9 protein-coding genes are annotated in these 12828 nt (G+C 58.8%); 1 reads left to right on the top strand and 8 read right to left on the bottom strand.

What is annotated here, in order from left to right:
- Positions 1–31 precede the first annotated feature (31 nt).
- The gene (locus Pan97_RS07590; RefSeq protein WP_144971507.1) at positions 32–799 is read right to left on the bottom strand and encodes a hypothetical protein; all 768 of its coding nucleotides are present in this window, start codon (positions 797–799) and stop codon (positions 32–34) included.
- A gap of 49 nt (positions 800–848) precedes the next feature.
- A complete protein-coding gene (locus Pan97_RS07585) occupies positions 849–1373 on the bottom strand; it encodes a general stress protein (protein ID WP_144971506.1) in 525 nt (174 codons plus the stop codon).
- A 733-nt stretch (positions 1374–2106) separates the two neighbouring features.
- Between Pan97_RS07585 and Pan97_RS07580 the strand changes: the two genes are divergently transcribed.
- Positions 2107–5199, top strand: a complete 3093-nt coding sequence (locus tag Pan97_RS07580) for an efflux RND transporter permease subunit (protein WP_196782312.1) — start codon at positions 2107–2109, stop codon at positions 5197–5199.
- Here Pan97_RS07580 and Pan97_RS07575 read toward each other — a convergent pair.
- The 6 genes from Pan97_RS07575 to Pan97_RS07550 form a co-directional block, all read right to left on the bottom strand.
- Entirely contained in the window at positions 5148–5552 is a 405-nt protein-coding gene (locus Pan97_RS07575) for a hypothetical protein (RefSeq protein WP_144971505.1), read from the bottom strand. The genes Pan97_RS07580 and Pan97_RS07575 overlap by 52 nt on opposite strands.
- An 86-nt stretch (positions 5553–5638) precedes the next feature.
- Positions 5639–6106: a hypothetical protein gene (locus Pan97_RS07570; RefSeq protein ID WP_144971504.1), complete on the bottom strand. Its 468-nt coding sequence runs from the start codon at positions 6104–6106 to the stop codon at positions 5639–5641.
- 410 nt (positions 6107–6516) lie between these two features.
- On the bottom strand, positions 6517–7785 hold the full coding sequence (locus tag Pan97_RS07565) for a glycosyltransferase family 4 protein (RefSeq protein ID WP_144971503.1): 1269 nt from the start codon (positions 7783–7785) through the stop codon (positions 6517–6519).
- Positions 7786–7827: 42 nt separating this feature from the next.
- Positions 7828–8211 (bottom strand): SpoIIAA family protein, encoded by a 384-nt coding sequence (locus Pan97_RS07560; RefSeq protein ID WP_144971502.1) that lies wholly within the window; start codon positions 8209–8211, stop codon positions 7828–7830.
- 220 nt (positions 8212–8431) lie between these two features.
- Complete coding sequence (glgP, locus tag Pan97_RS07555; RefSeq protein ID WP_144971501.1) at positions 8432–10123, bottom strand: alpha-glucan family phosphorylase; 1692 nt, start codon at positions 10121–10123, stop codon at positions 8432–8434.
- A 213-nt stretch (positions 10124–10336) separates the two neighbouring features.
- The gene (locus Pan97_RS07550; RefSeq protein WP_144978209.1) at positions 10337–12820 is read right to left on the bottom strand and encodes a heavy metal translocating P-type ATPase; all 2484 of its coding nucleotides are present in this window, start codon (positions 12818–12820) and stop codon (positions 10337–10339) included.
- Between the last annotated feature and the right edge of the window lie 8 nt (positions 12821–12828).

The raw sequence follows: 12828 nt of genomic DNA, 5'->3' as shown, positions 1-12828 counted from the left end.
TCTCCGCGTCGTGGGAAGGGTTAGTTTGGTGTCACTTGGCGGCACTGATCTCCGGTGGATGATCGTCGCCTACCAGCGATTTAACAAGTGCCCGAGCATCGCTTTCTGCTTTCTCAATTTTGTTGCCGGCTTGTTCAGCCTTGGCTTCCACCGCTTTGGCTTCCACCGCTTTGGCTTCCACCGCTTTGGCTGCATCAACGAGTGAGCTGCGCGCTGCGTCAATTTGGGCGTCGAGGGCGGTGCCGTCAGCCATTTTCTCCTTCGCTCCCTTGATGTGGGAAATCGCTTCGTGGAACTGTTGCTCGGCCTTATCAAACTCCTGGCTGTCTGCATTCGCTTTTGCGCGGCTGATCTCGTGCCGGGCCTCAATGACATCGACTCGAGCCTCGAGCCGATGCACACGACTGGTCACCGCTTGTTCGGCTTCGCGGGCCTTGTCCACGACTGATTTCTCAATCGCCTTCGCACCGTCCGCCGTATCTCTTTCGAGTGTGTCCAAGTCCTTCTTCGCCTGCTCGACTTCGGCCTTGATACCTTCGGCTGCCGCGGTTTCCAACTCGCCCAACCGCTGGCGAGCGCGTTTCAATGCCGCCTGGCTGCGTTTGTAACCGGCTCGTATTGAATCCGCGGCGTGAGTTTCCAATGCCTGCTGCTTCTCTCGAAGAGTATCGATATCCTGCTTCACTTGCTCGTCGACCTGCGCCACGTCCTGCTTTCCGCCGGACCGCCAATACGCGACACCACCGAGCAGCAGCGCGAGAATCGCCAGGACTAACGTAACACTGTTCAACTTAGCCATCGTCCTTACTCCTTCTGCAAATTGGGAAATGCGCTACGCATTGCTCTTGCTAGCTACGCGGCGCGTGTTCGTCGACTTCCTCGGCCTGAGTCGAGCCGAGCAGTTCTTTGGCCTGGGCCACCTCGTTAGCCGTGCCGTGCGCGACCAGCATGAATTTGCCTGCTTTGAGCGCCGTTTCGTATTTGATAATGCTGTCTTTGGGGATGCCGATGCTGAACAACCCCGCGCCCAAGGCGGTCAGTCCGCCGGTGACCACGGCCCCTTCCAGTGCCCCGACGATCCAACTGGCCAACGGCCCCGCGACGGCGATGGGGCCGATACCGGGAACCCAAAAGAACGCTGCTCCGAACAAGAACCCCCAAAGCCCACCCCAAAACGCACCCAGCTTGCCCCAGTATTTCATCCGATCACCGGCATTGTAGTAGCCGACGACGTGCTCATCCGTGTGATACTCCTGGCCGACCACGGAAAGCTTTTTCATATCGAAGCCCGCTTGCTGAAGGTGCTTGACCGCTTCGTCCGCCTCAACATGACTCTTGAATACCGCGACACAACTGTTTGATGGATTCCCCATTTGGATCACTCCTTCGTTGGTTAGGGACACTGAAAGCTGCTGTGTCGAAATCGGATGCTAACCATCAAAATCTCCTATGGTATCCGCAGGTCGCTCGACGAGGATTTCGATCATCGTGTTTCCGTCCGACGCAGGTCGTTGGTTTCAACTTCAACGGATTCGCTGTGTCCAACATCCTTGCTACGAGGAAAAGGCACTCGCAAAGGCAAAGGGCCGTTATTATGACGGCCAGTGGGATGGGTCTTAAATCGCGTGGAAACGTAATCTAAAATGGCGGAATCCACTATGCCTGAGACCGCGCTGTCGTCTCGGCCAAAACTGGCATTTCGCACCGCTGTGGAGCCTCGCTGCCACTGGTGATTTTCGCCATCGCGTATTGGTCAGCCATTCGATTCACGCCGATGGCCGTCATCGCCGCAGTCACGCTCAACTCGGCGGCGTGGCTCTTCCGACTGAGGAGTTCTGAGGGCTACGTGCGCCATAATCGTTGTGATCGCTAAAGTTTGACACGAGTTTGACGGCTGAATCGAAGTTATTCAATCGGCTGTGACGGTCGTGTCGATTATTTCACAAAGGACGAATGTATAGCCATGCGCGCTTGTAGAGATAGATCTGATGTTCCTGTCACGCTTGATCCTCTTACTCCCTGTAGCCGCTGTTTCGCTCCTCGGACTGGCTGGTTGTCGAACATCGGCACCTTGTAAAACGCCACCACCCAGACGTTCTCGTGCAAATGCCTGGTGCCAGCGCCAAGGAAGTGGAAAAGCAGGTCTCGACGCGGCTGGAACGGCTTCTTTATCAAATCGATGGTGTGGAATACGTCTATTCAATGTCGCGTCCCGGCATGGCCATCGTAACGGTGCGGTTCTACGTCGGCCAGGATCGCGAAGACAGCTTGATCAAGCTGTACAACAAGATCGCGATGCACACGGATCTCGTCCCGCCCGGTGTCACCGGCTGGGTCGTCAAACCGATCGAGATCGACGACGTGCCGATCGTCAACGTGACGCTGTGGAGCGACAAATACGACGACCACGAACTAAGACGCATTAGCGAGCAAGTTGAGATCGCTTTGAAGTCCATCAAGAACACCGGCCGCACCGAGATCGTCGGCGGTCGGCGTCGGAAGATTTCTGTGTGGTTGGACGCCGAAGCGATGGCGGGCCACAACGTGACGCCGCTGGAGATCTCGAACGTGCTACGCGGCGCCAACGTGAACATGGCGTCCGGCAGCTTTGTCCGCGACAACCGTGAGCAGCTTGTTGAGAGCGGTCCGTATCTTGAGAACGCCACCGAGATTGGCAAGCTCGTCGTCGTAGCCCATCAGGGCCGCCCGGTTTACCTGAGTGACGTCGCCCGAATCGAAGACGATCCGGAAGAAGCGAAGACCTACACGAAGATCGGCTTCGGCCCAGGACATGATACGCACGACGGGGAGAAGCCGAGCCGCGACCGTGAATTCCCGGCCGTCACGGTGGCGGTTGCCAAGCAAAAAGGTGTGAATGCCGTCACCGTTGCCCGCAACCTGGAAGCCAAGATCGAAGAATTGAAACGCGACGTCTTGCCCGACGACGTGCACGTATTGATTACACGCAACTATGGCGAAACGGCAAATGACAAAGTGAACGAACTGGTCAGCGAGTTGGGTATGGCGATCGTGATTGTCGTCGGACTGATCGCTTTGACGCTGGGCTGGCGCGAAGCGATCATTGTTGTCCTTGCGGTGCCACTAACGTTCGGGCTGACGTTGCTGGTCAACCTACTGGCCGGTTACACGATCAACCGCGTGACGCTGTTCGCCCTAATTCTGTCACTAGGGTTAGTCGTCGATGATCCCATCGTCGACGTGGAGAACATCTTTCGGCATTTCCGCAAGCGACTGGAGCAGCCTCGACGAGCCGTCTTCACGGCGGTCAACGAAGTGCGTCCGCCGATCATCCTGGCGACGCTCGCCGTGATCGTTTCGTTCCTGCCGTTGTTCTTCATTACCGGAATGATGGGGCCGTACATGCGGCCGATGGCGCTGAACGTGCCGGTGGCCATGCTGGCGTCGATGGTCGTCGCGTTCACGGCGACACCCTGGCTGAGTTATCACATCCTCAAGTCGCAATACGCGCGGCGCGAGGAGCCGTTCGTGTTGGAAGACAGTTGGCTGTACCGCGGTTACCGCCGAGTGATCACGCCGTTCCTCGACCACCGCTGGACGGCGTGGCTGCTGATCGTGGGGATTTGCGCGCTGTTGGTGCTCGCTTCGCTGCTGGCAGTCACGGGGACCGTGCCGCTAAAGATGCTGCCATTCGACAACAAGAACGAATTTCAAATCGTCGTCGATATGCCCGAAGGAACGACGCTGGAGACGACCGAAGCCGCGTTGCCTGATTTGGCGGCCGATTTACGAACGGTGCCTGAAGTAACGCAGGTCTTGACGTTCGCCGGCACCGCGTCGCCGATCGATTTCAACGGCATGGTGCGGCACTACAACCTGCGGCAAGGCCCGAACATGGGCGACATTCGGGTCAATCTGTTGCCGAAGAAGGACCGCCGGCAACAGAGCCACGAGATTTTGCTGCGGCTGCGCGACCGGCTGAAGACGATCGCCGACCGACACAACGCGAACATCAAGCTGGTCGAAGTGCCGCCCGGCCCGCCAGTCTTCAGCACGCTGGTGGCCGAGATTTACGGGCGATCCGATCAAAGCTACGGCGAACTGATCGCCGGCGTCAAACACGTTCGCCGCCTGATGGAGTCCGAGCGCGGCGTGGTCGACGTGGACGACACGGTTGAAGACGACCAGACGAAGTTTGTGTTCGTGATCGACAAGGAAAAAGCGTCGCTGCACGGTGTGAGCACGCAGCAGATCGCCGCGACGCTCCGGCTGGCGCTGGCCTGTTCGTCGCCCGGCGAGGGCTCGATGTTGACCGCCGGCGCGGGCGTACTGCACTTGAAGCGCGAACTGAACCCGCTGCGGATCGAATTGCACCTGCCGCGGCAGGTGCGGTCGAGCCGAACTGACCTAGAACGGTTGAGCGTCAAAACAGCCGGCGGCGAGCTGATTCAAATCGCGGAACTCGGCCGCTTTCAGACGGTGGTCGAAGACAAAACGATCTATCACAAAAACCTCCAGCGCGTCTGTTACGTATTCGGCGAAATGGCAGGCCGGCCGCCGGCCGAGGCGGTGCTGAGTTTGCAAAGCCGTTTGAAACACGACGCCGTGCCGGCCGGCTTGTTGGTCGACTGGGCGGGCGAAGGCGAGTGGAAAATCACGCTCGACGTGTTCCGCGACCTGGGCATCGCGTTTGGCGCCGCGGTGTTCGGGATTTATATGCTGCTGGTCTGGGAGTCGTCCAGCTACGTGATGCCGCTGGTGCTGATGCCGGCCATCCCGCTGACCGTGATCGGTATCTTGCCGGGGTTCTGGCTGCTGAATCTGTTTTGGGATCAACCGGTCGGCGGATATGCGAACCCGGTGTTCTTCACGGCCACGGCGATGATCGGCATGATCGCGCTGTCAGGCATCGCGACGCGCAACGGCATATTACTGATCGAGTTCGTGCATGCCGAGCTGCGCCGCTGTGGTGACTTGCGGGAATCGCTCATCAAAAGCGGAGCGGTACGATTTCGTCCGATTTTCCTGACGGCGGGCGCGGCGATGCTGGGCGCCTGGCCGATCACACTCGATCCGGTCTTTTCAGGACTCGCCTGGGCACTGATTTTTGGCCTGCTCGTCTCGACCGCCTTTACGTTGGTGCTAGTGCCGGTCGTCTACTGGCTCCTCTACGAGAAACACCCCACGCACGGATTGGCTCGGGAAGTCGAGATGGAGTAAGCCCCTCTCTCTTCATAGCGATCGCGATGAATACAAACGCGGCCAACCAGCTTTGAATGTCGTTTACCGCGTGGAAGATAGACATAGTCGTCGCCACGCTCGCGTGCCTCTTTTTGTTGCTGCTTTGTGATGTGGTATTCTGCCTTATCCTCGGCCGTGTTTTTCTCGAAACCAGCACTGGAAGGACTGATCTGGTCCTCGTGAAAACGAAGCGGTACCTCGCGAATATCAAAGAACTCGTGCGGCCTGTCTGGCTCCGTGCTTTTGTGTTCATCGAAGAACGTACCCTCTCCTTTGGTCGCCCACAGTGTCCAGTCCTTTCCATACCTAGTGTAATGTAGCGACAGTTGCACTTGCCTTTCCTCCGACGTACATCCCGCTTGCCCCGCTTCGTCGTCCGCGCCGAAAACCTCGCGGCGACATTTGTGGACATTCTCGCTCAGTTGGTAAAAGTCCCATCCAAGCCGTCCAAAGGCAGACCGTCCCTCTCCGCCTGCAATTGTTCGCGAATCCAATCCGCACCGTTCACGTTCGCCACCCGCTCATCGGCTGCCAAGAATTGCAGACGCCGCGCCTCGTGACGCACGATGTCACCCGCTTCCGGGCGACGGCAATACCGCAGCGTTTCATGCCAGTGCTTGCCGGCTTCGTCATAGAAGACCACGGCCTTAAACTCCTTGAACGATTCATCGCATCCTTCGCGGCGCGGCGGCAAGCCCTCCAGCGGTCGCCCTTTGGCTGTCCGCTTTGCTTCCACTTTTTCGCGGCGGACGGACTTTTCGTGCTCGCCGACGACCTGCACCATCACGCCATCGAGGCCGTGATAGAACCGCGTCGAGCCCTCCGGTTGTGCGGGGTCGGCCGGGCAGTCGGCGGCAGTGAAGGCGGTGGGAATCGCTGCCGGCAATCAACTTGCCATCGGGAGCAAGATTGACGGCCTGGACCACCGACTTCAAATAAGCGTCGGTTTGGTCTTTCAACGATTCGACGAATTCCTGTGGCGACACTTGGGTGGAATTCTGCATGGCAACTTCCTTGCGTCAAAGATTGCAACATCCGTAAATACTCCTCACACGACGAGGATACCGAACGAAACAATCCTGTCTATCTCTCCCAGATTGCGCCAGTGGAAATTGCCGCACCCAAGAACGAACACGAGTTCGTTCGATCGTAAGATGACACAGCCGCTGAATTAGTGCCGGGCGATTTTCGACATATCACCGTCACCGTGGCTGGTCTGCAATTTTTGATTCATGTGCAGACATTGATCTACGTGTCCACAATCTGTACACCAATCCAAGTGAAAGCGCGTTTGGCTCACATCAGTTGTTCTCGGCATTCGCCAATCAGGGCACAAAGCCGCTGTTTCAGCACGGAAAACGAGTAGTATTTTCGGCCCAGGGCAAAGTTGTGCTCGACAATCCGCTCGGATTCGTCGGAGTTGTCCAGCACGTCGCACGTGCTCTGAACCGTGTGCCGATCGATGTAGCTGTCGAAACCAATCACCTCAAAGCCTTTGGGGCGAATATCGGTCTTAAAGATCTCGTAGCGGCTGATCACGAGCGGGCGGCGATAATAGATCGTCTCCAAGAACGCGTTGCCGAACCCTTCCACGCGGGATGGGTAGGTTACCAGGTCAGCATGATGGTAGGCGTCCGCTAGCGCGTAGATCTTTTGACCACCCGGTAACGAGCCTCGCTGTGTAGCAAAATGTTCGTCGGCAAACAGGACGCGCACTCCCAACACGTTGGCGTAGTCCTCAAGATACTCCTTGTAGTCACTGCCTTCGTCGCCGGATTCGTGCGAAATGACCAAGGAGCAGGGTCTGTCGAGCCAGCGGGCCAGCTCAATCGCCCGCTCGATCCGCTTGCGCGGCACGACGCGCGTCGGTTGAAGCAGCATTACTTCCTCACTACCTAGACCAAGCGTCGCACGTAGGTCATCGCAGAACTCATCTGGAACGCTTGGCGGCGAATCGAAGTCCATCACGTTCGGGATCAGCGTGGCGCGGATTCCGGTGCGCAGAGCCAACTGCGAAGCACCGAACGAGTTAATCACCACATGCCGGATCGTCGGCATGTCGGGCGGAAAGGATGCACGCAAATAATCTTCTGCTGTGTTCACGGCATACCGTTCTCGTTCCCACGCAAAGTCGTGATGATGGGCCACGGTGGCGATGTTGGTTTCTGCGATGATCTCGGTGAGCGCCACCGCCAATGGAACGTTCATCGGCAGCGACAGCGCGTTCTCGACGATGAGCAGTTGTATGCCGAAATCGTCGATGAATTCGCGCAACGCCCGAAGCAGGATGCGCCAAAGCTCATGAATCGCTTCCGAAGTTGTGGCCGAGCGACTGTAGTTTTCAAAGAGATCGGCATTGATCTCTCGGACTGCCGGAAATTCAAAGTGAGCTTCAGGCACAACGCGCGAGCGCTCGGCGGACCGATCGCTTTGGCCGGCGAAGAAGAAGCACTCGTGACCCAGATCCTGCAAAACGCGGGTCCATTTCTCCGACTCCAATGACACACCGTCTGTGCCGGTGAGCCGAGTGGAAACCATACCGATGCGCAACGAGGTATCGGCCATTTGATGTGTCCTCAACCGTAGAAGGCCTTGAGAGCATCGCAGTCACTCTTTCGACGCGACATCCTTGCCGCTCAACCAATGGTAGGCGTCCATCTTATTCACATAGGGAAAGTGACGAACCTCCGCAGCAACGAAATGATTGGCAATGTCGGGGAAGTGGGACATCACGTTGTCGTCGGTAACAATGGCGATTCGTTCAATTTTCTTGTGATGATTGCGGACAAACTTCAGGTGCGCAGCCATCGAAGCCAAGTCCGCCCAACCGGGAAACGACTCGGATTCGACCATGACGCCCCGCAGATGGTCGTGTTTCTCTATGAACGGATCGACTTCGGCGGCGACGGCCTCAAAGTCCTGGGCCTTGAGTGGGCCATCCGGTTCCAGAACCAAGATGGCTTCGTCATCGAGCAATTGGTGATTGAGCATGGTTGTTTCCTTGAAAACTCGGTGTTGCGCAGCGGCTTGCCAAGATTGTCAGCTCGAATACTCCGAAACTTTGAGCGTGTCTCGCTACTATTACGTGCACGACGTGTGCCAAAACTGTCAAACGACGGCGGCTTGGTTGGTGGTCGACGCGTAATCAGAGCCGCAATTCTACAGGATCCACAGCGCGCAGATGCCGGCAACGAGACAGGCAAACAAAGTTTCAAGGGAAGTAAGCCTTGAGGACATATTGTTGCATCATTCGTTGCGTATTGAAGAAGGAGCCGTTGAGAGCGATCGCGTGCCGCATGACCTCGGCGAAACCATCCCGGTCTCGACAGAACAGGGGAAGGACGACATCCTCCAGCTTTCCGTACAGCGAACAGGCGTCGTTTTCGGCACACTCGTGGGGACGCTCATCACGCTGCCGCTCGCCGATTCCCCAGCCGGTAACTCCCTCAATACACCCTTCGATCCACCAGCCATCCAAGACACTCAACGAAGGAACCCCGTTCAGCGCCGCCTTCATCCCGCTTGTGCCTGATGCTTCCAGCGGCGGCTGTGGTGTATTGAGCCACACATCGACACCCGATGTGATCAGGAGTCCGAGCCGCATATCGTAGTTCGGCAGGAATACCAGGTTCACGCTGGGGCGAAGCTGCTTCGCTTGCTGAAATACATGTTGGATCAGTTTCTTTCCTGTTTGATCGCGCGGGTGCGCCTTTCCGGCGAAGACCAGTTGCAGCGCATGCTTACGGCTTAGTTCAAGGAGCCGCTCAGCATCTTCCAGCAGCAGCCCAGGTCGTTTGTAGGTTGCGGCGCGACGCGCGAAACCAAGGGTCAAAACATCTTCGTTGAAACCCGCGTTCGTTTCGCGATTGACGTATTCGACCAGGGCCTTCTTGGCGCGGCCGTGCGTCTCGAGAATCTCGTTGTGCGGGATGCTGAGCGCGTAGCGCAAGTTGAAGTTGTCCTCGCGCCAACCAGGGATGTGCTGGTCAAAAAGCTGCTGGAATGGACGAGTGGTCCAGGTCGCGGCGTGCACGCCGTTGGTGATCGAGTCGATTTGGTACTTGGCAAACATGTGCCGTGACACCTCGCCGTGCTTCTTCGCCACGCCGTTGACGTAGTGGCTGAGATTGAGCGCCAGATACGTCATGTTCAGTCGGCCGTCGTGGCTATAGATGTCCTGGTCATGAGAATTCAAAGCGGATCCCAGGACTCTTTCGGCCATTTCCTGCGAAAAACGGTCATGCCCTGCGGGAACGGGCGTGTGGGTCGTGAACACGCATTTATCGTGCACGGCAATCACGTCATCCCGATTACTTTGTGTTCTTCCCGCGGCTGCGACATGTTCGTCCAGCAATTCCAGCGCCAGCAAGCTCGAGTGGCCTTCGTTCATGTGATAACGCTGCAGTTTCGCGTAGCCGAGTGCTTGTAACATCCGGACGCCGCCCATCCCCAGCACAACTTCCTGACAGAGACGATAGTGGTCGTCGCCACCGTACAACGTGTCGGTCAACTTCCGATCCCACTCGCCGTTCTCGGCAATGTCCGTGTCGAGCAGGTAGACCGGCACCACGAACTGGCCGACTCCGGCGACTTCGTAACGCCAAGCGCGCAGTTGCACGGTCCGCGCCTCTATTTCCACCGAGACTCGCGGTGGCTGCTCGACGAGGTGACGCTCAGGGCTCCATTCGGCCGGCTGCTCGCTCTGCCACCCGTCCGCATCCAGCCGCTGATCGAAATAGCCTTTTCGATGCAGCAAAGTGACCGCAACCATCGGCACACGCAGATCGGCCGCCGAGCGAATCGTATCGCCCGCCAGCACGCCGAGGCCGCCCGCATAGGTCGGCAGCTCCTCGCTCAGGGCAATCTCCATCGAGAAATAGGCAATTCTTCGCTCGGTCGTCATGACGGTGAACCTTTTTCTGAATGAAGCTGGGAATCAGGCCGCCGATCATGGGGACGGCAAAGCTTCATTGTATCAGTCGATGAAACAGGGCGCCCTTGACGGCTACCATCCTATCACCCTGGGCCGCGTCCGCTCGACGGCGCCGGTTTCCGAATCTTGCTGCGGTCGGGTGATTTCGGCTGTCGGGACATGATTTTCTGCACTGCGTCTTGATTACAACGCCGATGAACGCAGACGCAACGCGTTTGTCACTACCGAAAACGAACTGAAACTCATCGCTGCGGCGGCGAGGACGGGACTAAGCAAGATGCCGAACAGCGGGTAGAGCGCGCCGGCGGCGATGGGAACTCCGAGGGAGTTGTAAACGAAGGCGAAAAACAAGTTCTGCCGGATGTTGCGGACCACGGCGCGGCTCAGCAGCACTGCCTTGACGATGCCCCGCAAGTCGCCCTTGACCAGCGTGACGCCTGCGCTTTCGATAGCTACGTCGGCACCCGTGCCCATCGCAATGCCGACGTCGGCCGCGGCCAGTGCCGGGGCGTCGTTGATCCCGTCGCCCGCCATCGCGACCGCGTGGCCCTGTGCCTTGAGCGCCCGCACACGCTCATGTTTGTGCTCCGGTTTGACGCCCGCTTCCACTTCGTCGATCCCCAGGTTCTCCGCGACAGCTCGCGCGGTGCGCTCGTTGTCGCCGGTCAGCATGATGATCCGCAAGCCCAGCCGGTGCAGCGTTTGCACGGCTTCGGCGGTCGACGCTTTGATTGGATCGGACACGGCGAGAATACCGGCAAGCTGGCCATCGATGCCGGCAAACATGACCGTTTGCCCGGCTTGCTGAAGCTCGGCCGCTCGATCGGCCAGCGGTGCTACGTCGATGCCGCGCTGGTTCAGCAGTGCCGGCTTGCCGATGACGACTTCGTGCTCGTCGACTCGTCCGGCCACGCCCTCACCGGTGACCGAATTGAACTGCTCGCAATTGGGCAAGTCAAGCTGGCGCTGTGCGGCTTCGCGGACAATCGACCTCGCCAGCGGATGTTCACTTTGCTGTTCCACCGCCGCGGCCAGCCGCAGTAGTTGCTCTTCCATGATATCCCCTGCCGGAACGCAGGCCGTCAATCGTGGCTGGCCTTCGGTCAGCGTGCCGGTTTTGTCGACGACCAGCGTATCGACCCTTTTCATCATCTCCAGCACTTCGGCGTTCTTGATCAGCACGCCGGCTCTTGCACCGCGGCCGACGCCTACCATGATCGACATCGGCGTGGCCAACCCAAGCGCGCAGGGGCAAGCAATGATCAACACGGCTACGGCGTTGATCAGCGCGTGGGCCAGCCGCGGCTGCGGGCCAATCGTCGCCCAGACGATGAACGTTACAATCGCCGCCGCGACCACCACCGGAACAAAGTACGATGCCGCCACGTCCGCCAAGCGTTGAATCGGAGCGCGGCTGCGTTGCGCTTGCCCGACCATGTCGACGATTTGCGATAGCACGGTGTCGCCGCCGACCCGCTCGGCTCGCATCAAGAACGAACCGGTCTGATTCACCGTGCCGCCGATCACGCCGTCGTCCGGCTGCTTCGACACTGGCACCGGCTCGCCCGTGATCATCGCTTCGTCCACCGAGCTCTTGCCGTCAGTGACCGTTCCGTCGACCGGAATCTTGTCGCCGGGCCGTACTCGCAACACGTCGCCGGGATGCACGTCGGACAGCGGCACGTCACGCTCCTGGCCGTCGCGCACCAGATGCGCGACCGGCGGCGCGAGCGAGAGCAGCTCGCGAATCGCCCCGCTCGTGCGGCGCCGCGCCCGCAGTTCCAGTACTTGGCCGAGCAAGACCAGCACGGTAATCATCGCCGCCGCTTCAAAATAGACGACCGCTCGCCCGTTCTCCAGAAATGACTCCGGCAGCAAGCGCGGAAACAACAGGGCGAACAAACTGTAAAAATACGCCGCGCCAGTTCCCAACGCGGTCAGCGTGAACATGTTCAGGTTCCAAGTCCGCAGCGAATGCCAACCACGGACAAAGAACGGCCAGCCCGCCCAGGCAACAACCGGCGTGCAGAGCGCGAGTTGAATCCAGTGCGACACGCCAACCGACAGCCACGCGTCCAATGGAATGCCGACCATCGGAGCCATCGCGAGCAACAAGACTGGCAACCCGAGTGCGAATCCGACCCAGAATCGCCGCGACATGTCGCGCAGTTCGCTGTCGTCCTCCTCATCCTCAGCGGCGACGTACTTGGGCTCCAGTTCCATGCCGCACTTGGGGCAGATCCCCGGATGGTCCTGTTCGATTTCCGGATGCATTGGGCACGTGTAAACCGTGCGCGTCGCGGGCGCCGTCGGCGCGGCAAGTTCCAGTGCCATGCCGCACTTGGGACAACTCCCCGGCTCGTCGCTTTCGACGCCCGGACACATTGGGCAGAAGTATTTCTTGGTCGGCGCGGCTGAGGCCGCGTCGCTCGTCGTCGTCCCGAACTGCACCATCGGCGAGGAAGGAGGCGACGTCGAACAGCACACATGCTCGTGCTGAGGCGTTGCCGGTTCGTGATCGTGCTTCGAGCCGTGTTCTTCCGCACGCATTTCCAGAAACTTCGTGCGGCAGTGTTCGCTGCAAAAGTGAAATTTCTCGCCGTCGCGTTCGGCGGAGAGCGCGGTCGCCGGATCAACCTCCATCTTGCAAATCGGATCAATGGTCATGGTGATCA

The organism is Bremerella volcania, from assembly GCF_007748115.1.
GTDB classification, from domain to species: domain Bacteria; phylum Planctomycetota; class Planctomycetia; order Pirellulales; family Pirellulaceae; genus Bremerella; species Bremerella volcania.
The sequence above is the reverse complement of the archived record's forward strand: the minus strand, read 5'-3'. Positions and strand labels throughout refer to the sequence as shown.